The organism is Thermostichus sp. MS-CIW-41, from assembly GCF_054058915.1.
The window spans coordinates 107,745-130,493 of sequence record NZ_JBSSBO010000001.1 but is presented as its reverse complement, the minus strand read 5'-3'; the positions used below and the strand labels follow the sequence as shown (position 1 = coordinate 130,493).

Annotated in this window: 23 protein-coding genes and 1 pseudogene; 17 read left to right on the top strand and 7 right to left on the bottom strand. The window is 59.2% G+C overall.

The genetic code is table 11. The features are described from left to right. Nucleotides 1-29: 29 nt before the first annotated feature. On the bottom strand, nucleotides 30-308 hold the full coding sequence (locus ACVWXE_RS00625) for a hypothetical protein (protein ID WP_457482269.1): 279 nt from the start codon (nucleotides 306-308) through the stop codon (nucleotides 30-32). 442 nt (nucleotides 309-750) lie between these two features. On the opposite strand from ACVWXE_RS00625, the gene ACVWXE_RS00620 reads away from it, so the two are divergent. Beyond that, the gene (locus ACVWXE_RS00620) at nucleotides 751-1,599 is read left to right on the top strand and encodes an ABC transporter ATP-binding protein (protein ID WP_457489359.1); all 849 of its coding nucleotides are present in this window, start codon (nucleotides 751-753) and stop codon (nucleotides 1,597-1,599) included. Nucleotides 1,600-1,958: 359 nt separating this feature from the next. Here the strand turns inward: ACVWXE_RS00620 and ACVWXE_RS00615 are convergent, their stop codons facing one another. Both ACVWXE_RS00615 and ACVWXE_RS00610 read right to left on the bottom strand, forming a co-directional pair. After that, the gene (locus ACVWXE_RS00615) at nucleotides 1,959-2,678 is read right to left on the bottom strand and encodes a response regulator transcription factor (RefSeq protein ID WP_011433617.1); all 720 of its coding nucleotides are present in this window, start codon (nucleotides 2,676-2,678) and stop codon (nucleotides 1,959-1,961) included. Nucleotides 2,679-3,012: 334 nt separating this feature from the next. Beyond that, nucleotides 3,013-4,206, bottom strand: a complete 1,194-nt coding sequence (locus ACVWXE_RS00610; RefSeq protein ID WP_457489321.1) for an RNA-guided endonuclease InsQ/TnpB family protein — start codon at nucleotides 4,204-4,206, stop codon at nucleotides 3,013-3,015. Between the two features lie 210 nt (nucleotides 4,207-4,416). Between ACVWXE_RS00610 and ACVWXE_RS00605 the strand changes: the two genes are divergently transcribed. From ACVWXE_RS00605 to ACVWXE_RS00555, 11 genes and pseudogenes are all read left to right on the top strand, one after another. Continuing rightward, nucleotides 4,417-4,797, top strand: a complete 381-nt coding sequence (locus ACVWXE_RS00605) for a hypothetical protein (RefSeq protein ID WP_457489320.1) — start codon at nucleotides 4,417-4,419, stop codon at nucleotides 4,795-4,797. 226 nt (nucleotides 4,798-5,023) lie between these two features. Further along, a complete protein-coding gene (locus ACVWXE_RS00600; RefSeq protein WP_457489319.1) occupies nucleotides 5,024-5,794 on the top strand; it encodes an SH3 domain-containing protein in 771 nt (256 codons plus the stop codon). A 299-nt stretch (nucleotides 5,795-6,093) separates the two neighbouring features. Next, nucleotides 6,094-6,891 carry a DUF4382 domain-containing protein gene (locus ACVWXE_RS00595; RefSeq protein WP_457384823.1) on the top strand — a complete coding sequence of 266 codons (798 nt, stop codon included), beginning with the start codon at nucleotides 6,094-6,096 and terminating at the stop codon, nucleotides 6,889-6,891. A gap of 151 nt (nucleotides 6,892-7,042) precedes the next feature. Next, nucleotides 7,043-7,564, top strand: a complete 522-nt coding sequence (locus tag ACVWXE_RS00590; protein WP_457384822.1) for a hypothetical protein — start codon at nucleotides 7,043-7,045, stop codon at nucleotides 7,562-7,564. Between the two features lie 8 nt (nucleotides 7,565-7,572). Continuing rightward, a complete protein-coding gene (gene cbiM, locus ACVWXE_RS00585) occupies nucleotides 7,573-8,274 on the top strand; it encodes a cobalt transporter CbiM (protein WP_414418680.1) in 702 nt (233 codons plus the stop codon). After that, nucleotides 8,261-9,091 carry a cobalt ECF transporter T component CbiQ gene (gene cbiQ, locus ACVWXE_RS00580; RefSeq protein ID WP_457489318.1) on the top strand — a complete coding sequence of 277 codons (831 nt, stop codon included), beginning with the start codon at nucleotides 8,261-8,263 and terminating at the stop codon, nucleotides 9,089-9,091. Before cbiM ends, cbiQ begins: the two co-directional genes overlap by 14 nt. Beyond that, complete coding sequence (gene rimO, locus ACVWXE_RS00575; RefSeq protein ID WP_457489317.1) at nucleotides 9,075-10,559, top strand: 30S ribosomal protein S12 methylthiotransferase RimO; 1,485 nt, start codon at nucleotides 9,075-9,077, stop codon at nucleotides 10,557-10,559. Before cbiQ ends, rimO begins: the two co-directional genes overlap by 17 nt. Before the next feature lie 50 nt (nucleotides 10,560-10,609). Further along, nucleotides 10,610-11,356, top strand: a complete 747-nt coding sequence (gene rpiA, locus ACVWXE_RS00570) for a ribose 5-phosphate isomerase A (protein WP_414349792.1) — start codon at nucleotides 10,610-10,612, stop codon at nucleotides 11,354-11,356. 101 nt (nucleotides 11,357-11,457) lie between these two features. Next, nucleotides 11,458-12,795, top strand: a complete 1,338-nt coding sequence (locus tag ACVWXE_RS00565; RefSeq protein WP_457489316.1) for a UDP-N-acetylmuramoyl-tripeptide--D-alanyl-D-alanine ligase — start codon at nucleotides 11,458-11,460, stop codon at nucleotides 12,793-12,795. A gap of 102 nt (nucleotides 12,796-12,897) precedes the next feature. Next, nucleotides 12,898-13,122 carry a DUF3134 family protein gene (locus ACVWXE_RS00560; RefSeq protein ID WP_414349794.1) on the top strand — a complete coding sequence of 75 codons (225 nt, stop codon included), beginning with the start codon at nucleotides 12,898-12,900 and terminating at the stop codon, nucleotides 13,120-13,122. Between the two features lie 417 nt (nucleotides 13,123-13,539). Further along, a pseudogene (locus ACVWXE_RS00555) lies at nucleotides 13,540-13,742 on the top strand (fasciclin domain-containing protein); the annotation flags it as partial. Nucleotides 13,743-13,874: 132 nt separating this feature from the next. Here the strand turns inward: ACVWXE_RS00555 and ACVWXE_RS00550 are convergent. Continuing rightward, entirely contained in the window at nucleotides 13,875-14,117 is a 243-nt protein-coding gene (locus ACVWXE_RS00550) for a hypothetical protein (RefSeq protein ID WP_011433628.1), read from the bottom strand. A gap of 188 nt (nucleotides 14,118-14,305) precedes the next feature. Between ACVWXE_RS00550 and ACVWXE_RS00545 the strand changes: the two genes are divergently transcribed. Together ACVWXE_RS00545 and menD are read left to right on the top strand one after the other, a co-directional pair. Beyond that, entirely contained in the window at nucleotides 14,306-15,214 is a 909-nt protein-coding gene (locus ACVWXE_RS00545; protein ID WP_414416841.1) for a cyanophycinase, read from the top strand. Further along, nucleotides 15,211-17,031 carry a 2-succinyl-5-enolpyruvyl-6-hydroxy-3-cyclohexene-1-carboxylic-acid synthase gene (gene menD / locus ACVWXE_RS00540; protein WP_457489315.1) on the top strand — a complete coding sequence of 607 codons (1,821 nt, stop codon included), beginning with the start codon at nucleotides 15,211-15,213 and terminating at the stop codon, nucleotides 17,029-17,031. The genes ACVWXE_RS00545 and menD overlap by 4 nt, the downstream gene beginning before the upstream one ends. Here the strand turns inward: menD and miaA are convergent. Beyond that, the gene (gene miaA / locus ACVWXE_RS00535) at nucleotides 16,955-18,019 is read right to left on the bottom strand and encodes a tRNA (adenosine(37)-N6)-dimethylallyltransferase MiaA (protein WP_457489314.1); all 1,065 of its coding nucleotides are present in this window, start codon (nucleotides 18,017-18,019) and stop codon (nucleotides 16,955-16,957) included. The two genes, menD and miaA, sit on opposite strands and share 77 nt — an antisense overlap. 277 nt (nucleotides 18,020-18,296) lie before the next feature. Between miaA and ACVWXE_RS00530 the strand changes: the two genes are divergently transcribed. Further along, a complete protein-coding gene (locus tag ACVWXE_RS00530; RefSeq protein ID WP_457489313.1) occupies nucleotides 18,297-18,998 on the top strand; it encodes a hypothetical protein in 702 nt (233 codons plus the stop codon). A gap of 149 nt (nucleotides 18,999-19,147) precedes the next feature. On the opposite strand, the gene rpe is transcribed toward ACVWXE_RS00530, so the two are convergent. Further along, complete coding sequence (gene rpe, locus ACVWXE_RS00525; RefSeq protein WP_414522387.1) at nucleotides 19,148-19,858, bottom strand: ribulose-phosphate 3-epimerase; 711 nt, start codon at nucleotides 19,856-19,858, stop codon at nucleotides 19,148-19,150. A 384-nt stretch (nucleotides 19,859-20,242) separates the two neighbouring features. Continuing rightward, nucleotides 20,243-20,554, bottom strand: coding sequence for a hypothetical protein (locus ACVWXE_RS00520; RefSeq protein WP_457489312.1), 312 nt, complete (start codon nucleotides 20,552-20,554; stop codon nucleotides 20,243-20,245). A gap of 149 nt (nucleotides 20,555-20,703) precedes the next feature. On the opposite strand from ACVWXE_RS00520, the gene ACVWXE_RS00515 reads away from it, so the two are divergent. Together ACVWXE_RS00515 and ACVWXE_RS00510 are read left to right on the top strand one after the other, a co-directional pair. Beyond that, complete coding sequence (locus ACVWXE_RS00515) at nucleotides 20,704-21,105, top strand: VOC family protein (protein ID WP_457393405.1); 402 nt, start codon at nucleotides 20,704-20,706, stop codon at nucleotides 21,103-21,105. Nucleotides 21,106-21,161: 56 nt separating this feature from the next. Continuing rightward, complete coding sequence (locus ACVWXE_RS00510; protein ID WP_457489311.1) at nucleotides 21,162-22,748, top strand: NAD(P)H-hydrate dehydratase; 1,587 nt, start codon at nucleotides 21,162-21,164, stop codon at nucleotides 22,746-22,748. Nucleotide 22,749: the final 1 nt, after the last annotated feature.

Sequence of the window (22,749 nt, the reverse complement as noted above, 5' to 3'; positions counted from 1 at the left end):
GGCACGCCCCCAGGTTGCCCTCTGATCCTTCAAGACTTGGGATCCTGAGCGGGCAGGAGATGGGCGATGATCCGCTCAATCGTCTCAGATTGGCGACGAGCTGTATCGGCTTGCTGTTGACATATTGCCTTTAACTCTCCCAGCCAAGTGCTCTGCTCCTGGGATATCAGCACCTGTTGTTGAACAACAGCTTTCAAATGGGTTAGGTCATCCTTGACGAAGCTGACGGTCTCGGCCAGGGTCAACACAGCCCCAACCAGGCGATCCAGCCGGAAGTCAATTTGGTCGAATCGGTCTTTGCTCTGCATTTTCCTTACATTGGTTAGTAGAGGTTATCGGTGGGCGCTGAGGGAGGTCGCTTCACTGAGAAAAAGCCCCAAGCCGAACAGTCAGCTCGCTCAAGCTTGTGTCTTTATTGTTACCCATACGTACAGATACAGCACTAGCTATTTAGTGCGGCTTCCCCTATCTGCTGTACGATCACGCCCTGCCCTGCGGACGTAACTCACCCTTCAGGTGCAATGTATACTATTTTGCAGAGCTTGGAGAAAAACCACAGGGAACGAGATCACAGCCACGGAAGACTTGAAGGGATAGCATAAACTACTGCCAAGGGCAGGGATCCCTGATAAGACCTGCAGCTTGCTGACACGGCTGGCGTATGCTGGAGAATAAAGATTTCTTTACACTTTACCGGAGCGGACTGTGACAGCTCTTTCGACGGCCCCAACCTTGCCCCAAACCAAGACGGTGGCGGTGGAAATGCAGGGGGTGTGGAAGCGCTTTGGGCAGCAGGTTGCCGTTCAAGATTTGAGCCTGCAGATCCCCCAGGGGGAAGTGTTTGCCCTGTTGGGGCCCAACGGCGCCGGCAAATCCACCACCATCCGCATGCTTACTAGCCTTACCCGACCCAGCCAGGGATCCATCCAGGTGGGGGGCTACGATGTGGTGCAGGATCCCGTGTCGGTGCGGCGGCAGATTGGGGTGGTGTTGCAGCCCATCACCCTGGAAGCAGAGCTGACCGTTTGGGAAAGCCTAGAGTTTCACGCCCGCATGCACCACATTCCCAACCCGGAGCGGCAACGACGCATCGATGAATGGCTGGAGTATGTGCGGCTGGCGGATCGCCGGCAAGACAAAGTGAAAACCCTCTCAGGGGGAATGAAACGACGCTTGCAGGTGGCCAGGGCGTTACTGCATCGCCCCCAGATTTTGTTTTTGGACGAGCCCACCGTCGGGTTGGATCCCCAGGCGCGGCGGCTGTTGTGGGAGATCTTGCGGGATCTCAATCGGCAGGGCATGACCTTGCTGATTACCACCCACTACATGGAGGAGGCAGAAGAGCTGTGCGACCGCATCGGCATCATGGATGGGGGAAGGTTAATCGAGTTGGGCAGCACCGAGCAACTGCGGGCTAAGTATGGAGAGGCCCTGCTGGTGCGATCCTGTCCTGGCCGGGAGGTGGAGTACACCTTTTTCCCCAGCTTGGCGGAAGCTCAGCGGCAGTTGGAAGCTGAACCTGACAAAACTGGCCTCATGGTGCGCCCGGCCAACTTAGAAGACATTTTTGTGCGTTTGACAGGCCGCCGCTTGGATTAACGGGCCCTCACCCCTGGCCCCTCTCCCAACGTGAAGAGGGGAGCATGACTCTAGTCAATAATAAGCTCAACTATACTGAAAATAATGTATAATATGTTCAGTACGGATTACTACCAGTTGATCTTTCTGTTTACTTTCGAGTCTGCCAACATGGTAGCCAAAGCAAAGCAGAAAATTGGTAGTAAGACGACACGGAAACTGCGCTTTGGGTATTCTACTCAAAGCTTTGCGGGATACCGCCATTCTGTTTGGACTCCGTCCCGCTGACGCGAATGGAAACAAACAGAATGCTATCGCTGCATAGTTGAACAGTGATGTTCAGCAGTGTTCAGCGTAAATGTATCAGAGTTATTTGGGAGTTAAGGTTTTTCCTCTCCCCATCCCTCCTTCGGAGCGGGGGGCTCAAACTTGTAGCCAACTCCACGCACGGTGCGGATCAACTCCGGTTGGCTGGTATCAGTCTCTAGTTTCTTGCGAATTTGGCCGATGTGGACATCGACCACCCGTTCATCTCCCTCGTGGTTAAAATCCCACACCTCTTGAATCAGCTCAGCCCGTCGCCAAACCCGCCCCGGATGTCGAGCCATAGCATAGAGCAAATCGAACTCCAGTGCTGTTAAGTTGATCAGGCGCTGCTCGCGGATGACTGCTCGGGTTTCCGGGTCGATTACCAAAGAGGCAAAGGTCAAGACCGGTGCGCTGGCAACTTCGGTCTTCATGCGTTGCCGCCGCAGAATGGCTTGCACTCGCGCCTGTAACTCCGGCAGGCTGAAGGGCTTGGTCAGGTAGTCATCTGCCCCCAACTGGAATCCGTGCAACTTATCAGCAGGGCTGACGCGGCTGGTCAACATCAACACGTACACGCCGGTCTCTTTTTGCATTTGCTGGCAGAGATCGTAGCCGCTCACATCCGGCAAGTTCAGATCCAAAATTACCAAGGCCGGCTGAAAAGCGCGCAACTGCTGTAAGCCCTCGGCCCCCGTCATCGCCACCTCAACCGAATACCCCTGCCGCTGCAAGTACCGCTGCAGTAGAGCACAAATGCTGGGATCATCATCGATGATGAGGATGCGTGACATGGCAGCTTGGCACTCTCGAAGTCAGCAGGAGACAAGGTTGCAGGGCGTTGGGGTGTGGGGATCCCTTCGGCAGCTCATGGGCAACAATCGTGCAGAGGCGATGGGCCCTCGGCTCGCGGGTGAATAAAGAGCCCTCTCAACAGGGCAAGCTTGACCCCAACCTCGGCTGGAAAGGGCAACAAACGCAGGTGATTCATGAGTTATTGAACACCTAAATCTTATTTCAAGTCTTTACGTGTGGGGTCGCGCGGGGAGTTTATCCTTGCCGAGGCCGCCCTCCTGTGCGTAAATCAACGGAGGCTTATCCGAGAATCTTGGGCATTATCTTAGTAAACTACCCGACCCTGACTACTTCGCAGTACAGGGCGGGCTTTCGGTAGCCCTGCAGTTGGCAAGCCAACCACGGACCTCTAGGCTGGTTTACGGCAGCCCCAAGTTTAGCAATCATGTTGGCTCCATTCCAGTCCGCATCCCCTTCCCATCCACAGTGCCCACACTTAAACTGCTTCCCATTGCGGTAGGATTGCGCAGGGTCGGGATGAATGTGCAAACACCGGTGGCAGGTCTGCGACGTGTAGGCAGGCGGAACTAGCACCACAGGTACTCCGGCAATGGCAGCCTTGTAGACCACGAACATCCTAAGCTGGTAGAACGCCCAGTTATTGGTTCTGCGGCGCTCAGCTTTGCTGCGTGGCTGTTGATTGACCCTTTCCCGGATCCCTGTCAGGTCTTCCAGAGCGATAGCGCTGTTGGTAGCTTTTGCCCTAGAGACAATAGCTTTGGAGATGCGATGATTGACCCACGCCTGAAAGCGCCTCTCCTTGCCAGACAGCCGTTGCAACAGTTCTCTGCATCTGCGCCGCGAACTGCGTGTGCCCTTACTGGCTTTGCGTTGGAGTGCCGCCCTCAATCGAGAGTAGTGGTCTCGGACTCTGTTCAACTGCTGTCCATTCCAATTGTCCCCGTCTGACGTATGGGCAATATCTGTCCTTCCCAAGTCCACCCCCAGCACTCTATCCGTGCGTTGCGGTGGGGATGGCTCCGCTTCCACACAGATTTGAATGGAGTAGGAACCGTCTTTGCGCTTGACCAGAGTGGCGGATTTGGGATTGGAGCCCGCCAGCCGTTCTCTCTGGTAGCGGCCAATCGCCAGCTCAAAGCGCTCCCGACCCTCCACCGTGGTCAGCGACACCGTCCAGTCTTTCTCGCGGAACGAAAAGATACGAGCGTCGTAGGTAGCGAAGCCCCCTTTGAACGCTTTGACCGGACGGTTTTTCTGTCGGGCAACTTTACGGGCACCGGCCAGCCGTCTGCAGACCTGCTGGGCCAAGTTACTGGACAAGCCAAACCGAGCGCGAATCTGGTAATAGCAAAGGGATTGGAGTTTGACTGCGTTGACTACTTTTTCTGGTGTGTTTTGGTTGACCCAGTTCAAGGCCTGCACAAAGGCATCCATTGTCGCATCCAACTTTGCGGCTTGCGACTGGGACACCTTGAGCTTGCAGGATACGGTCAGGACTTGGGTCATGGTTCTATCATAACTTCCGCATTCCTCCCGACACTGACCCTACGGGTACAGTGCGGGGCTCCTGCGATTTCTAGCTGAGTTGCCTGAATGGCAGAGGAAATCCGTCAAGCAGATCCTTGCACCTGGAGTTAATCTGGAAGCTGTGACGCTGCTGTTCCTGTCTCAAAGTCTCGCTTTAGTGTGGCAGGTGGCGGTTTATCCCGGAGGCTTATGTACACCAATCTCGATGAAGTCTTCCGCAAAGATGTCTGGTTGGCCCTCTTCACCTGGGGGATCCTAGAGTTGGCTTGTTTCGTGATTATCCCCTTTACCGGAGCCTACGCATTCTCGCAAGTGGAGGCTTGGCTGTGGCCCTCTTTGGTTTTGGGGCCGGTGGGGGCGGTGGTGGTGGCTTTTTGTTCTAAAGTGGTGCTGGCTGCCAACAACATCCCGGATCCCAGGAGAAAACAAGCCCAGCGGCAAGTGGCTCAGGTGGTCAGTCTTTTTGGCTTTCTGGGCTTGGCATTGCCCCTCCTTCTGGCAGGATGGGTATTTGGCCGAGAGATTTTGACGACCGACTGGCAGAATAAGTTCACCAACACCAATAAGTAGAAGCTAATCTCCGACGCCCTTGCCCTCTGGGGTCGCGTCGCCCCGTCAGCGTTGCGGTTCCTCTGCACAGGCCTAGCAAGAGCGCTGCGGAACACGATACATTGGGATGCAATCACGTCAGCGTTGCGCAGCAGTCGTGCTCTGGCTTTCGTAAATCCCCGGTTTTGACGGGGATCCCATCTTCTCTGCGGATTCTTGCCTGCAGCATTGCGGGAAGGTATTTCGGATGGCTAACTACCCGATGCGAGGCCGTTCTTCTCCTGCTTCTGGCGGTTTTCCCTTGGGCACCTTGGTGGTGGTGAGTGTCTCGGTTGGGGCTCTGGCCGCCTTGGCTTGGCAGTTGTGGCAGCTCGTCGCCCCCATGTTGGCCCCCCCTGCCCCGCCTCAATTTCCGCAGGCGGTGCGCTTGGATCCCTTGCCCAGCCCGGCAAGTTTTCCCTCTCCCCCCTCTGGCCCTGCTGCAGGCACTGTTGACCCTGAGGGATTTCCCCCCGGCAGCCGTGGGCGGGTGATCGAGCCCATTGGCCTGGCCATCCGCAGCCAACCTTCTGCCGATGGAGCCTACCAAGGGGGAATTGTGGTGGGGGAAACGGTGACGGTGTTGGAGTACAGCGCCGATGGTCGTTGGCAACGGGTGCGGCGGGAGCTGAATGGACAGGAGGGCTGGGTGCGCGCCGGCAATTTGGGCCCTGTGGATGGTGCTTCAGCTTCAACTTCTACAGCTCCCACGGTTGAACCCAACCCTGAATCAACTCCTTTGCCGACTCGACCCCCCACGGCAGCAGTGGTTTCCCCAGGTGAGCGGGGACGGGTGATCGAGCCCATTGGCCTGGCGCTGCGGGCCACTCCAGAGCGGGAGGGAACCTACATTGGCGGTGTGCCCATGAACGAGGTGGTGACGGTGCTGGGCCTCAGCGAAGATGGTCGTTGGCAGCGCATCCGCCGTCAGAATGGGCAGGAAGGTTGGGTGCGGGCGGGGAATCTGGCGCAGGAGTAGCCCTTGCCATAGGCATAGCCCTACAGATGCCCTGGTGGGGGATTGTAACACCAGGGAAGCCTGTGTTTCGGTAGAGCAGTGCCGTTTGCGTCATCGGGACCGAGTCCTTGGCAGGGGAACTGGTGAAACACACTCCATTTCGGCTTGGTGCTTCAACAAGGGATCCCTGGGGCAAGGGGTTAGCTTTACCCTTTCTGGCCCTTGGGTTGGCCTTCTCTCTAGGCGCCTGCCGACCGGCTTCTAACGCTGGAGCGGAAAAGGTCAGGCAGGAAGCACCCCTAGCCCAAGCAAAGGCAGAGATGGGTACTCTGGAGTTTTGGGCCAACGGCGAGGACTTCATTCGGGAGGGGTTTGTCTCCAAAGACGGCTGGGAACTGAGCTTTGAGCACGTGTACGTGACGCTGGCGGACATAACCGCCTACCAAACCGATCCGCCCTTTGATCCGGAAGGAAATGCAGATTTGCTGGCACGGGCATTGGTCAGCCTCTCCGGCCCCATCACGGTTGATTTGATCACGGCTCCCCCGGCGGAGCGGGCCTTACTGGGATCCCTAGAGGCACCCCCTGGCCACTACAACGCCCTGGGGTGGCGGCTGGTGCCAGCACTGGAGGGGCCGGCAAAGGGCTATTCCCTCTGGATCGAAGGCCAAGCCCGACCGACAAAGGAAGGGGCTGGGGAGATGCCGTTTGTGCTCAAGTTCAGCCCTGAGGTGGCCTTCACCTGCGGAGAGTATGTGGGGGAGGAGCGCAAAGGCTTTGTGCGCGTCGGCCAGGTGGCAGATCTGGAGGTCACCTTCCATTTCGACCACCTGTTTGGAGATGGAAGCTTGCCCCCCAACGACAGCCTCAATCAAGCAGCTCTGGGGTTTGCCCCTTTGGTGAAGTTGGATCCTGTCTCCCTGGAGCAGCGGCTGGCCGCCTCAGCGGCGCGGAGCACTGGGGGGGGATCCGACCTTCTGGAAGTGGACTGGGGGGATCTGCAGGAGGGATCCCCTGCAGATAAGGCCGTATTGGAGATCCTGCACCACTTGGGCCATGTGGGGGAAGGCCACTGCCGCGCTGCCTCTGGCCCTGCCCAGACAGAGTCTTCGCCCTGAAGTCTTGGCTTTTCTAAGACCGGTCGCCTGCAGAGCGTAGAGATTGTCGTCTGTCCTCAGCTAACCAATGAACCGAGTCTGGCCAAAACTTTGGATCCCTTCCTGCCGACTGAGCCTGATTGCGGCGTCGCGTCAGCGATGCGGAGCACGGTTGAGCTTGCTGGCTTTCGGCCTGCTCCTGTCTGCTCCCGCTTGGGGCCACGGGGTGGAGGCCTCTTGGCGGGCAGTTCCCGCTTTTGAGATCCAGGCCCGCCACGATTCTGGCGAACCGATGCGTTTTGCGCAGGTAACGGTGTTTGCGCCAACGGATCCCACTACCCCTTGGCAGGAGGGACAGACGGATGCGCGGGGACGATTTCTGCTGCAGCCGGATCCCAACCTGACGGGCCTCTGGCAGGTGCGGATTCGCCAGCTGGGGCATGGGGTGTTGGTCAACGTGCCGGTGGGCGAGGAGTTCCCTCAGACAGAAGGGATCCCCAGTGCTTCCCCACCCTTTGGGCCTTTGCAGCGGGGGGTTATGGCCGCCTGTGTCATTTGGGGCTGTCTGGGCACAGCTCTGTTCTTCTCCAGGCCCCGTCAATCTGGTTACGCAGCGGTGGAGAGCCCACCGGTTTCGGGATCTCCAGGGTTAGGAATCTCAGGCTCCCAGGCTGGCTCCTCTGCTCTGGAGTAGGACTGGCCATGCACATTAGCGATGGCATTTTGCCGGCACCGCTTTGGCTGGGGGGCTATGGCATCACCGCTCTCATCACCGGCTACAGCTTGCGGCTTCTCCGTCGCGCCGGCGTTGCCGAGCAATGTCCTTGGTGGGAACGGGATCCCCGCCATATTGCTACGCAACGCTGTCGCGACCAGTTGCCCAAAGCGGCTTTGCTCACGGCTGTCTTTTTTGTGGCCTCTTCGATTCACCTGCCCTTTCCCCCGGCCAGCCTGCATCTGGTGCTGAACGGGTTGATGGGTCTGATGTTGGGGGCTTTGGCCTATCCGGCGATTGTAGTGGGCTTGTTTTTTCAGGCGGTGGCCTTTGGCCATGGGGGCCTGACCACATTGGGCATCAACGCCGCCATTATGGGGATCCCGGCGCTCCTGGCCGGTGGGATTTTTCGGGCAGGCCGTCGGGTGATGGGGGCCGGAGTGTCTGCCTTCTTGGCGGGAGCGGTTGGGGTGGGTCTAGCAGTGCTGTTGTTTTACGGGGTGGTCATGGCTGCTGTGGTTGACGCTGGCAGCGGGATCCTCTCCACAGAAGCCGGTCGCCTGGCTCTTGGGAGCTTGGTGGTGGCCCACATCCCCCTGATGGTGGTGGAGGGGTTGTTCACCAGTTGGGTGGTGCTGTTTTTGCAGCGGGTACAACCGGCGCTGCTGGGAGAGTATGGCAAGAGATGAAGCCGGCTCAGGGATCCCTTGCTGCTGGCGCGGTCAACAATCCCATCCTCACCCCTCCAAACCCCTTTCCTGGCTGCACCGGTGGCAACCTCTGCCCAAGGTGCTGGGCCTGATGGCGCTGATGGCGGCTTTCGCCTCGGTGAGGTGCCTGGCCCTCTTGCCGCTCATCTGGGCGCTGGTGGCTGGACTGTGGAGCCTGTCGGGATTGCCTTGGAGCCTCGGGCTGAGGCGGCTGGCAGCCCCAGGGCTGTTGGTGGCAGGGCTGATGGGGATCCTTCCCTTCTGGGCGGGGGAAACCATCCTGTGGCAGTGGGGATCCCTGGCTTTGCGCTGGGAGGGGCTGGAGATGGCGCTCCGCATGGGGGGGAGGGGGCTGGCCCTGTTCGCTCTCACCATGCTGCTGCTGGAGACCACCCCCACATCGGAACTGTTGGCAGCTTTGCGGGCCCTGGGGATCCCAGACCTCCTGCTGGAACTGGCCTGGCTCACCCAGCGCTATTTGCAGGAGGTGGCCGCTCAGTGGCAGCAGATGCAACGGGCAGCCCGGCTGAGGGGTTGGCGACCGCGGGGATCCCTGTGGCGTCCTGGGCCGGCTTTGAGGCAAGACCTACCCTTCCTGGCTGCTTCGGTGGGCACCCTGTTGGTGCGCAGCTACGAGCGCTCCGAGCGCACCTATCAGGCGCTGCGACTGCGGGGCTACGGACGGGCACCTCTGTTTTCGACGGCGGCTGGCGGGGATCCCTACAGTTGGGCGGCCACCGCGTTGGCCGTGGCTACGGCTCTATTGCTCCGCAACGCTGATGCGGCCCTCAACTAGAATAGATAAGCCTCTGGCAAGCTGCCCCCTTTTTGATGCTCAGTCCATGAATGGGTTAGAAGCGACCGTCTCCAGTTTCCCATCCGTCAAGGACTCCGTCCCGCTTACGCGAACAGCGGTGCAGCGTACAAAGGCGTCGGTTGCCGTTTTACACCTGGGCTGTGAGAAAAACCGGGTGGACACCGAGCACATGCTGGGCCTGCTGGCTCAAGCAGGCTACCGGGTGGATGGGGACGAAGAGAGCGCTAACTATGTGATTGTCAACACCTGTAGCTTCATCGAGGCAGCGCGACGGGAGTCGGTCAGCACCCTGATGGAGCTGGCGGTACAAGGCAAAAAGATCATCATTGCCGGCTGCTTGGCGCAACACTTCCAAGAGGAGCTGCTGCAGGAAATCCCAGAGGCGGTGGCTATCGTGGGTACGGGCGACTATCACCAGATCGTCCAAATCATCGAGCGGGTGGAGCGGGGAGAGCGGGTCAATGCCGTTACTTCTAGCCTGGATTACATTGCCGACGAGACCGTACCTCGCTATCGCACCACCCATGCGCCGGTGGCCTACCTGCGGGTAGCTGAGGGCTGTAACTACCGCTGCTCTTTCTGCATCATCCCCCACTTGCGGGGCGACCAACGCTCTCGCTCCATCGAGTCGATCCTACAGGAAGCAGAACAACTGGCCGAAGAGGGGGTGCAGGAGCTGATTTTAATTTCCCAGATCACCACCCACTACGGGATCGATCTCTACGGGGAGCCGCGCTTGGCTGAGCTTATCCGCGCCCTGGGCCAGATCCCCATTCCCTGGATCCGCATGCTCTACGCCTACCCCACGGGCATTACCCCCGCCGTGGTGGAGGCCATTCAAGAGACCGCCAATTTCCTGCCTTACCTGGATCTGCCTTTACAGCACAGCCATCCTGAGATCCTCAAGGCCATGAATCGCCCCTGGCAAGGGCAGGTCAACGACTGGGTGATCGAGCGGCTGCGCCAGGCGTTGCCCAATGCCGTGCTGCGCACCAGCTTTATCGTCGGCTTTCCTGGGGAGACGGAGGAGCACTTCCAGCATCTACTAGACTTTGTCCAGCGCCATCAGTTTGACCATGTGGGGGTGTTTACCTTTTCTCCCGAAGAGGGCACCCCTGCCTACCACCTCCCCCATCAGGTTCCAGAGGCTGTCAAACAAGAGCGCCGCGCCCGTCTAATGCAACTGCAGCAAGGCATTGCCTTCCGCCGCAACCGCGAGCAGGTGGGCCGAGTGGTACCTGTACTTTTGGAGCAGGAAAACCCCAGAACCGGCGAGTGGATTGGCCGCTCCCCTCGCTTTGCCCCCGAAGTGGACGGGGTGGTGTACGTGCGTGGGGAGGGCTCTCTGGGATCCCTGGTGCCGGTGCAGATCACCCACGCCGAGCCCTATGATCTCTTCGGTCGGGTGGTGGCAGCGCCGGAGGGTTTTAGCTGGAGCGGGCGGTAGCGGTGCAAAGCACTTTGGTAGGATCTTCATCCACGGGAGAGGAGCTGGGAATGACTACCCTTGGCGGCAGCGGGACCGAGTCTTTAGATGAGCTGAAACAGGCGGCAGCCCGGGCTGCAGTTCAAAAGGTGCAGTCGGGAATGGTGGTGGGGCTGGGCACGGGATCCACAGCCGCCTTTGCTGTCAGCGCCCTAGCAGAGCGGATGCAAAGCGAGGGTCTGCAGATCCTCGGTGTGCCCACCTCCGAGCGCACGGCTGAACAGGCCCGCTCCCTGGGGATCCCGCTGGCTACCCTAGAAGAGCAGCCGCGCCTGGATCTGGCCATCGATGGGGCCGACGAGATTGAAGTGGGATCCCTGAACCTGATCAAAGGGGCAGGAGGGGCCCTGTTGCGGGAAAAATTGGTGGAGGCCAGCGCTGCCGAGCTGATCATCATCGCCGATGCCTCTAAAAAAGTCCCGCAGTTGGGCATTCGCTTCCCGGTGCCGGTAGAGGTGGTGCGCTTTGGCTGGAAAACCACCTTGGCGCGGGTAGAGGCTCTGGGGTGCACAGCCACCTTACGGCGGAATGCCAACGGGGATCCCTACTTGACGGACGAGCAGCACTACATCCTCGACTGCCAATTCGGCCCCATGGCGGATCCCGCTAAGATTGCCGATCAACTCAAAGGGACGGTGGGGGTTGTGGAACATGGCCTGTTCATCGGCATGGCCAAAGAGGCCATCATCGCGCTCCCATCTGGGATCGAAACGCTGCAGCCAGGCTGTGAGGAGAGAGGAGTGAGGAGAGAGAAGTGAGGAGTGAGGATACTTCATACTTCCTTCTCACTACTCGCTGCTCTTTTCTCGTTTCTCTTTTCTCACTTCTCACTGTGGGCTCTAGACCAACCTTCTGCCCCATGCTGACTCTACAAACTGTGGCCGACCTGCTGCAAACTCCTCTGCAGGGAGATCCCTGTCTGCTGCGGTTTCCCATTCGGGCCATTTGCACCGACAGCCGCCAACTCCAGCCAGGCTCAGTCTTCGTGGCGCTGCGGGGGGAACGGTTTGATGGACACGACTTCATTCCGCAAGCTTTGGCCGGAGGGGCCATTGCCGTCATCAGCCAGCGTCCGGTGGCTGGGCCCCATTTTCAAGTCTCAGATACCCTAGCTGCCTACCAGCGCATTGCCAGAGGCTGGCGGGAGCAGTTTCCCCCCTCCGTAGTAGCCATCACGGGCTCAGCAGGCAAAACCACCACCAAGGAAATGCTGGCGGCTGCCCTATCCCGCTACGGCACAGTTCTCAAAAGTGAGGCCAACCACAACAACGACATCGGGGTTGCTCAAACCCTGCTCCAGATGCAACCGGAGCATCAGTTTGTGGTTCTGGAAATGGCCATGCGAGGCCCCGGAGAAATTCGCCGCCTGGCTCAGATGGCTCAGCCCACCCACGCCTTGATCACCCATATTGGCACCGCCCACATCGGCAGACTGGGATCCCGCGCGGCCATTGCTGCTGCCAAGTGCGAGCTGCTGCAGGAGCTAGGGCAGGGGGTGGCTCTGCTGAATGGAGAAGATCCCTTGCTGTTGTCTACCGCCGCCAGCCTGTGGTCGGGACAAACCCTTACCTATGGTCTGGATCGGGGGGACTTACGGGGAGAATGGGATCCCCAAGCCCAAACGGTAACTGTGGAGGGCCTAACGCTGCCGGTGCCCTTGCCGGGAAGGCATCATGCCCTCAACTGGATGGGGGTGCTGGCTGCTCTGTGCAGCTTGGGGCTGGATTGGGAGCGGCTCCGAGAACCCATTGCTTTGCCTACCCCTCTGGAGGGGCGCAACCGCCATCTCAAGCTGGCAGGAGATGTGGAAATCTGGGACGAAACCTACAACGCCTCGCCGGAAGCGATGATTGCGGCTCTGCACCTGCTGGCCCAAACCCCGGGGAAACGGCGCTGGGCCATTCTCGGCCCGATGCGGGAATTGGGAGAGCATGCACCTCAGCTCTATGCGGAGGTGGGTCGGGCGGCTGCCCCTTTGGGGCTGGATCGGGTCTTGCTCTTGGATCCCGAAGGAGAAATGCAACCGCTGCTCGACCAAAAACCGGCAGCCCAGACAGAACGCTGCGAGGAGGTATCCGAACTGCTGGAAATCTTGCTCCATCACGTGCAAGCCGGGGATCGGCTGCTGTTCAAGGCAGCGCGGGCTGTTGAGCTGGATCGGGTGCTGCACCGCTTTTTGCAGGAGTGGCAGGCGTAGGCTAAGGTAAGAAACGGATGATGAAAAGCCCGCGTCCCTCTGTTGAGAGGGGCTTAGCCCAAGCCGGGCTCATTCCTCGTCGATAGCTGCCTTCTGTACGGCATGTACTACCACAATCCCTCTCTGCGCGAAGAACCCCGCGATCAACCGCCAACGGTGGTGCCCTCCCCCAGCAGCCTTTCCATTCTCGATTGGTTGCGCCAGGAAGGCCGGTTGATTGAGCAGCCTATTGAAGTCCCTGAGATGATTTTGGAAGAAGACATCGACGATATCGACGATTTGATCGGGGACGACTACGACGAAGACTTCGAGCCGGAAGAAGAGTAAGCACAACTGCCAGGATTATTACGAGCTCGTTAACTCATTTATCCCTTTGCTCGGCACCGTGAGGGTGTTATTTTTTGTGCTGCCGCTGGATAGACAGCTCGAGCAAACAAAACAGTACAGTCGTTTCAGGTTAGAGTGAGACGCCTGAGCTACCAAGAAAAGTCTTCCAGCCCCGCGCATTCAACGCTTCAGGTGTGGGTGCAGCGTTTTAGTTTGAATCAGAATGACTATAGATGCAGACAAACGTAACTGATCCCTCAGCCTCAAGGGATCCTTTTTCAGCCTGTTTTGGATTGCTCACCACCACCCTGCGATGATTGTTGCAAATCTAACCTTAGTGGAAGATACCCCAGCAGCCTTTGTAAGAAAGCATCTTGGGGCAGTAGAAACATCTTTTTCGGGGACTTTTTTCGATTTCTCACTTACCATGCAGTGCCCGGCAAAGTTCTCTCCACCTCTTTGGAAGCTGGGGAAGTGGTTACGGTCGAGGGATCCCCTGTGGAAATCTCTTTGGCTGATGGTGTCAAGGTCAACGATGCTAATGTGTGACAGCCGACATTGAAGCTTCCAACGGCGTGATCCACGTCATCGACAAGGTGATCCTGCCCCCGCAAAGCTAACCTGTCGGTACTGAGGTTCTAAATCCTGCGGGGTCTAGTCCTCTGGCAGCCCCTGCCCCTAGTGGTGGGGGCTTTGCGTTGTCAGCCCGGCGATACTCAAGGGATCCCTGACCTTGGTCTGCTCTATAGGCTCTATAGGTCGATGCCAACGCTGGAAGCGTAGATCGCCTCCACCGACACGCCGGACACCCGTTGAGGACGCACGATCATGTACTCATTGTCCATTTGCTTGGGCAAGGTGATGAACTCTTCGCCGCCCACCATGAGGTTGTTGATCAGCTCGGTGTATTCTCTGGCTTCTTTGACCCGTACCTGCATGGTTTGTCCACCTTCCAGCATGATGTGGACAAGATATCCGTCAGGTTTTCTGGCCATGGATGCTCCTGCTGGGTGAACCGAAGGACGAGACGAGGGGTGTTCTTATGAACATTATTCCCCCTTTCGAGACCCCTAACCAACCCCTGACTCTTCCGTGAAATCTGGAATTGAGCTGCGCCAAACCGAATCCCAAGCCGTAGCATAGTGAAAGTGAAATGTGCCCATTTTAATCTTCCTCGCGCTCCATGCCCCATTTGCCTGATGTTTCTGCTGCCCACCGTGAGCTGGAGTGGAACGGAGTTCCTTCCACGCCGACAAACGACGCCCAACCCCTGAGCCGCTCTACCGTGAAGGATCCCATCACCGCCCGTTCCGACATCATCGCCGTCGGGGGAGCAGAGGATAAGGAAAATGAGCGCCACATCCTTTGGGAGTTCTTCCGCCGAGCGGGGGGAAAGTCTGCCCACATCACCATCGTGCCCGCGGCTTCTGGGATCCCGGCGGTGCTGGGGGAGATCTACGCCAACATTTTTCAGCAGATGGGGGCAGCCAGCCTCCAAGTTCTGGATATCCGCAGCCCGATGGAGGCGAGGGATCCCGATAACGTCGAGAAAATTCGCTTCTCCACCGGCATCTACTTCACGGGTGGGGATCAGGAGCGGCTGGCAGAGGTGCTGGCCCACAGCGAGCTGATGGAGGCCATTCGACAGCAGTGGCAGCGGGGGCAGACGGTGATTGCCGGAACCAGCGCCGGAGCTTCTGCGTTGGGGCAGCAGATGATCTCCCGCGGCTACAGCGGGGAACCGCCCACGCCGGCAATTGTAACGGTGAAGACGGGCTTGGGCCTTTTGCCTCGCGTCATCATCGATCAACATTTCCATCAGCGCAATCGCCTGGTGCGGCTGGTCACGGCGGTGGCCCACTATCCCCAATGTTTGGGTATCGGCATTGATGAGAATACGGCGGTGGTGATCCAGGCCAACGATGTGATGGAGGTGATCGGCTTGGGGACGGTGACGATTGTGGACGGGACGCAACTGTACTCGACTGTTCAGGAGGCGGCAGCGGATGAGTATTTTCGGCTGCACAATGCCCGCATTCACTTTTTGCCGCCGGGATCCCGATTCGATCTCAACACCTTGTCTCCGCTGTGACCGGTGAAAACTTTGTCCTGCCGAGGCGGCTGGACTGGCGCAACCTCAACACCCTCTGGGGATCCCTATTGGCCGAAACCTTGAGTCGGCTGGGTTGCCGTTTGGCGGTGGTGTCTCCGGGATCCCGCTCAGCCCCCCTGACCTACGCCCTGGCCCAGCACCCCGACATCGAGGCGATCCCGGTGCTGGATGAGCGGTCGGCAGCCTTTTTTGCGCTGGGATTGGCCCAGCAAACCCGGCGGCCCATTCCCTTGGTGTGTACTTCCGGCAGTGCTGCCGCCCACTTTTTCCCGGCTCTCCTTGAGGCAGCCGAAAGTGGCTTTCCCCTGTTGATCCTGACGGCGGATCGGCCTCCAGAGCTGCGCCACTGTCGCGCCGGCCAAGCAATTGACCAAGTGAAGCTCTACGGCCATTACCCCAACTGGCAGGCGGAATTGGCCGTGCCCAGCGCGGATCCAGAAGCCCTGGCCTACCTGCGCCAAACCCTAGTGCACGCCTGGGAGCGCACCCTTTACCCCTTCCCCGGCCCTGTGCATTTGAATGTGCCCTTCCGGGATCCCTTGGCTCCCATTGCCGATGGCAGCACTGCGCCGCTGCTCCATCTACAGGAAGATCCGGAGTTCGAGAAGACCTTTTTTCGTGGGGTTGCTCCTCCATGCACCGGCTCTTCCTTGCAGGCGGTGCGGAGCCCTTTTCAGACGGAGACGGTTTCTTTTTGGCAGGAGTGGCGCGGCTGTGAGCGGGGGGTGATCTTGGCGGGGCCGGCTCAACCGGCGGATCCCCAGCGTTATGTGGAGGCAGTGGCCCGTTTGGCGACGGCTTTGGGCTGGCCGGTTCTGGCGGAGGGGCTCTCTCCCCTGCGGAACTACGCTTCCCTCAACCCCTATCTCATCACCACCTACGATCTCATCCTGCAGCGGGATGATCCCCAGCTTTGGCCGCAGCAAGTCATCCAACTGGGATCCCTGCCCACCAGCAAAGCGCTGCGGCAAACCCTGGCCAAGGTTGCTCCCCGCGTTTGGCGGTTGGATCCCCGCCCTGAGAATGGGGATCCCCTGCACAACCCCACCACCCACTTGCCTTTCGCCGTAGAGGAGTGGGTCGCCGGGATCCCAGAAGCACCGGCCAAGCAAACAACTTTTCTGCAGGGCTGGCTGACAGCGGAAGCGCAAATCCGGACCGCCTTAGACCAGGCTATGGCTGACCTGCCGGAGTGGTTTGAGGGTAGGATAGCCTGGTGGCTGGCCCGCCACCTGCCGCCAGAGACGCCGCTATTCATTGCCAACAGCACGCCGGTGCGGGATGTGGAGTGGTTTTGGCCCCCCAACGACCGCCGCATCCGGCCCTACTTCAACCGCGGCACCAACGGCATCGATGGCCTTCTCTCTACCGCCTTCGGGGTGGCCCACCGGCAGCGCCCGACGGTGTTGCTAACCGGGGATCTGGCCTTTTTGCACGACTGCGGCGGCCTGCGGCTTGGCCCTCACCTGCAGGGATCCCTGACCATTCTCCTCATCAACAACCAGGGGGGTGGGATTTTCGAGCTGCTGCCCATTGCTGAAGTGGGCCGTCAAGGGCCAGATCCGCCCTTTGAGCCCTACTTTGCTACTCCCCAGTCGGTGGATCTTGCCCTCCTCTGCCAAGCCCACGGCATTCCCCACCGGCGGGTGGAAAGCTGGCAGGAGCTGGCCCAAGCTTTGGATCCCTTGCCTGCCCAAGGGGTGCGGGTGTTGGAGATCCTTACGGATCGAAAAGCCGATGCTCAGCGGCGGCGGGACTGGTTTCAACAGTGGTCGGAGCTGCCATCCAAGCCTTGACCTGCTTCCAGATCTGCTCCGGCAAATCCTCAGCTTCGCAGTCCAGCCACAGGGCCACACATCGACCCCTTCCCGACAGGGTGCCGTAGGCATGGCCCTTTTGGATCCCCAGCATGGCTCGAAACCAAGTCATCTGCCGCTTGGCAAATTGGCGGGTGCGCCGCACAATCAGGGGTTGCAGTTTGGCTTCCGGGATCCGCCCCTCCAGATAAGCGCCGATTTCCGCGTAGCCCAAAGTATTCAAAAGGGGCAGGTGGGGCCCATAGCGCTCCCGCAGGGTTTTCACCTCCTCGATCCACCCCCGCTCCATCATCTCCGCCGTGCGCCGGGCAATGCGTTGTTCCAAACGGGGCATTGGGCAGCGCAGCCCCAGGATCAAGATGGGGTAATGGGGGGGATGAGCCCGCCTTAGGCTGGAAGCCGGCTTCCCAGTGGCGTAAACGATCTCCAAAGCCCGCAGCGTGCGCACCGCGTCATGGGGATGAATGTGCTGGGCGGCAACGGGATCCAACTGCTGCAGCCAGGCGTAGCGGATCTCAGGGGGCCAAGTTTCCAGTTGTCTTCTCAGTTGGGGCTGCGGGGGTACAGCAGGGATCCCTAGGCCAGCAGTCACCGATTGGATGTAGAGACCGGTGCCCCCCACCAAGATGGGCGTCTGTCCCTGCCGATGGGCCTCGGCGATGCGGGCTTGGGCCGCCTGCTGAAACTCGGCCACCGTGTAGGTGTGGCAGGGATCAACAATGTCGATCAACTCGTGGGGCCAAAGGGCCTGCTCGGCGGGGGTAGGCTTGGCTGTGCCGATGTCGAACTCGCGGTAGACCTGGCGAGAGTCTGCATTCAACAACGGGGATCCCAGCCGTTGGGCCAAAAGCAGTGCCTGTCGAGATTTCCCGGTGGCCGTGGGGCCGGCAATGACGATCAATCCCGGCCATTCTGTCCGGTCGGAAGCTGCTGCAGCGGGAATGCCATTCTCGAGGGTAATGCGCATTCGCTACCCAAACCATCGGCAGGGCAGACTGGCAAGCAACTTTCCTCAGAGACCAGATTAAGATTCTCGAAGAACCTTGTCTCTTTGGGTTAGGATCGGTTACTTACTACCCTGCTTTTTTGCTGTGCTGATCTCATCCTACATTCCTGCTTCGACGGTTTTGAGGGGCAATGGGCCACAGCCGCAGCCAGTGGCGCAGTTTTTACCTCTCCGGCTAGAGCTGTTCGCAAGGCGCGGCCTCAGCCAGATTGGACGGGCAATTGGAACAGGGTTGCTGATGGCTATGCTCATAGGTGTCCCTTGCTCGGCGCGGGGGGAAACCTTGGTGCTCAAGCAGGGAGAAGTGCGCACTCTGCCCCTGCTGCAAACCCGGGCCCGGCTGCCCTTGCAAATGGAAATGCTCTATCTGGGCATGGTCGAGGAGCGCTTCTTGAGCTACGCCCGCGCCAACAATTGGGAGACCATTTCCAGCGACCGGGAGGATCCCCGCTGGAGCCGCTGGCAACTGCGTCCTGGGGGTGAAGCCCTTTACCTGCCCGATTCCCCTTCATCTCAGAACTCCTTGGAGCCCCCCATCTATGCCCGTGGGTTTTATGTGCAAGCCTATTTTGTCGGCGGGCGCCTGGCGGGAATGCACCTGATTCGCAACCCTGAAGAGCCGGGCTTCAACTTGAAGGCCCTGCAAAGGCTTATCCGCGCCTGGTTTCCCGATAATCGCCTGATGTTGTATTACCAAGTGTTGCCAGAGGATCCCGAGCAGCAGGTGCTGGGCGCCTATTTGGGCACCATTCCTCCTCCCTACCTTGCCGATATTCAGCGCAATCGCGTGCCTTTTTGTCAGACTTTTTTCAGCCCCACTTTGCCCCAGCCGATCATTCCACCCTCCGTCGATGGGCCTCCCCATTGCTTGGGCACGACTGCTGCCAACAGCGGGACGGCGCCTCACGCTGCCCAGAAAGAGACTGCGGCTATGCGCTAGTTGCAACAGTGTTGCGTAGCAATAAGGTTGTGAGGCTAAAACCATTCCCCCTCTGTGGACGAAGAGCCGGGAGTGGGGGGCCAGATTAAGTCAGCGGCGCAAAGCGCCAGGGCCAAGCTGGATTTTAGAAGGGAGCAATTTCCTTCAAATCAAACTGTCACCAGCTCGGGACGGCGGCTGTTGCGAATGCTGCGAATGGCTTCGGCATAGTCTTTGGCTTTGAACACTGCCGAACCGGCCACAATGGCGTTGGCTCCTGCTTCAATCACCTGCCAAGCGTTGCTGGCTTTGATGCCGCCATCCACCTCGATCCAGGGATCCAGGCCGCGCTCATCACACATGGCCCGTAACTGGCGAATTTTGGGCACCACTGCTGGAATAAAGCTCTGGCCGCCAAAGCCGGGGTTGACGCTCATGATCAGCACCAGATCCACCAGCTCCAGCACGTATTGGATCAGCTCCAGAGGGCTGGCCGGATTGAGCACCACGCCCGCTTGCTTGCCCAGATCCTTGATTTGGCTGAGGGTGCGATGCAGGTGGATGGTGGAGCTGGACTCTGCGTGCACGGAAATAATGTCGGCCCCTGCCTTGGCAAAATCCGCCACATAGTTCTCCGGCTCTACAATCATCAGGTGGACGTCCAGGGGCTTGGCCGTCACCGGGCGCAGGGCTTCCACCACCAACGGGCCGATGGTGATATTGGGCACAAAGCGGCCATCCATCACATCCACATGGATCCAGTCGGCCCCCGCCTCATCCACTGCCCGTACTTCCTCCCCCAACCGGCTGAAATCGGCTGAAAGGATGGAAGGGGCGATGACAATCGGCTTTTGCCCAGAGGTCGCTGACGGCTGCACCATGGTGAGTCCTGGGGATTGAAAACAGAGAAACGGAGAAACCTGCTCCTCTATGGTACGGGGTTTGATCCCCTTTGCAAAGCGTCATATCCCCTGATACATTTACGCTGAACACTGCTGAACATCACTGTTCAACTATGCAGCGATAGCATTCTGTTTGTTTCCAACCAGAATGGCGGTATCCCGCAAAGCTTTGAGTAGAATACCCAAAGCGCAGTTTCCGTGTCGTCTTACTACCAATTTTCTGCTTTGCTTTGGCTACCATGTTGGCAGACTCGAAAGTAAACAGAAAGATCAACTGGTAGTAATCCGTACTGAACATATTATACATTATTTTCAGTATAGTTGAGCTTATTATTGACTAGAGTCATGCTCTCAGCTTGGCACTCAAGGCTCCAGGGGGGACGTGGACTCTGGCGACAGGATCCCGTTCGCGTTGGCGGAACGGAGTCCTTTCAAGCTCGCATCGCCGGGCCACAGACCCTGCAAGACTTGGGCAACACGACGCCAGGGATCCAGCCGTTCCGCTCGCGGAAGCAGGACGGAGTCCTGGCTGCTTTGAGGCTCTGGAGAAGACTGCTCAGAGGGGGCGGGATCCCTTTCTTCCAACTGCAGAGAAAGCTGCTGCAACTGCATGTAGATGCTGTTCACGGCCAACATGGCCAAGACCGTGCCGAAAAACTTGGTGCGGGATCCCATGGGCCAACCCCTGTGCGAAAACAAAGATACGGTTGTCGCGGGTGCGCTAGCTCCACCTTAGCTTACGGGTTTGGCTTGCCGTTCGGAGAAAATATTGATGTTCGCGTCGGCCTTGCAAAGCCCCACGGTCAAGATTTCCCAACAAGACAATGACTGCCCCCCAAAAGCCAACCTATCATCACCTGCACACCGCCCTTTGGGTGAGCGATCTGGCCAGAGCCGAACATTTTTACGGAACGGTGCTTGGGATCCCCAAGGCGGAACGCTTTGCGTTTAACTTTCCCGGCGCTTGGTATCAAGTGGGTTCCTCCCAAATTCATTTAATCGTGGCCGAGGAGCCGATGGATCCACGGCAGCGAAGCGGAACGGGATCCTCAAAGTGGGGGCGTAATCCCCATGTGGCGCTGGGGGTAGATGACTTGGAAGCGGTGAAGGCTCGCCTGCGGCAGGAAGGGTATGAGGTGCAACCGAGCGCTTCCGGGCGAGCGGCAGTGTTCGTCCGGGATCCGGATGGGAATGTGATAGAGCTAAGCTCGATTAGCGCAACTTAGCCATGAGCCATCTCCCCTCAGCAATGCCGCCGGTTGCAACAGCGTTGCGTAGCGATATGGGTTCTCGTTGCCAGTTCGATCCGGCCATCAGCCTGGTCAGTTCCGCACAGATGCAGCGCATTGAGGAGCAGATCTTCTCTGCCGGCATGCCCGTTGCCGCTCTGATGGAGAAGGTGGGGCTGGCCGTTGTTGCTCAGTTGCAGAAGGATTTTCCGCAAGCCCATCGCATTGGGATCCTCTGTGGGACAGGGCACAACGGTGGCGATGGGTTGGTGGTTGGGCGGGAGCTATGGCTGGCCCAAAAGTCGGTGAAGGTGTGGCTGGGCAAGCCGGATCTCAAACCCCTGACGGCAGACCACGCCCGCTATCTCAAGGCGCTGGGGGCAGAGTTTGTGGAGAGTCTTGAAGAGCTGGCCGATTGCGATTTGTTAATTGATGCCCTGTTTGGGATCGGTCTGAACCGGCCTTTGGGGGAGCCTTGGGCGGGGGCGGTGGGGTGGGCCAATGGCAGTGGGATCCCCATCCTTAGCCTGGATTTGCCGTCTGGCCTCAACGACCAAACCGGGGAAGTCTGGGGCTGCTGCATTCGCGCCAGCCATACCTATACCCTTGGCCTTTGGAAACGGGGGCTGTGGCAGGAAGCAGCTCTGCCTTGGGTAGGACGGTTACATCGCGTTGATTTTGGGATCCCCGCTTGGGCCTGCCCAGAGGATGAGGTTCCCCGGTTGTTGCTGCGGCCTTGGCAGCACTTTCCTGCGGATCCCCCTTTGGATACCCACAAATACTGCCAGGGATCCCTGTTGTTGGTGGCAGGCTCGGCAGCCTATGCCGGAGCAGCGGTGTTGGCGGGGCTGGGATCCCGCGCCAGCGGGGTGGGTATGGTGACGATGGCGGTGCCGGCGGAGTTGAAAGGAGTGATCCACAGCGTCCTGCCGGAAGTCTTGGTCTATGCCTGGGAGGGGATCCCTTCTTTGCCGCCGGTTGCCGATCGCGACAGCGGGACGAAGTCCTTGAAACCCTTTCAGGCGGTGGCCGTGGGGCCAGGCTTGGGAAAAACCCGTTTGCCTCTGCTGGAACTCCTGCTGCGGGATTGGGCCGGGATCCCCTGGGTGATCGATGCGGATGGGCTGAATGCTCTGGCGGAGATGGGGGTAGAGCGCTTACGAGAAAAAGGGATCCAGGCCATCCTCACCCCCCACCTGGGGGAATTTCGGCGGCTTTTTCCGGGGATCCCGCTTGGGGATCGCATCGAGGCAGCCCAAAGGACGGCAGCCCAGAGTGGAGCAGTGGTGGTTTTGAAAGGGGCGCGGACGGTGATCGCCTCTCCCACTGGGGAATGCTGGGTGAACCCGGAGAGCACACCGGCTTTGGCCCGCGGTGGCAGCGGCGATGTCTTGACCGGTTTGATCGGGGGCCTAGTGGCGCGAAGAAGAGCTCAAGCCGGTCAACCTTTGGACGCTCCCGCCCTGCTCAGTTGCGCCTGTGCGGGGGTGTGGTGGCATGCTCAGGCGGCTGTCCATCTGGCGCAAGAACGCGGCCTAACGGGAGTGGATCCGGCACGGCTGGCGGAGCATTTGCCCCAGGCGCTGCAAGCTCTTCAACAGGAGGAAGTTGTTCATACCGTGTCGCAGGCGGGTGAATAAA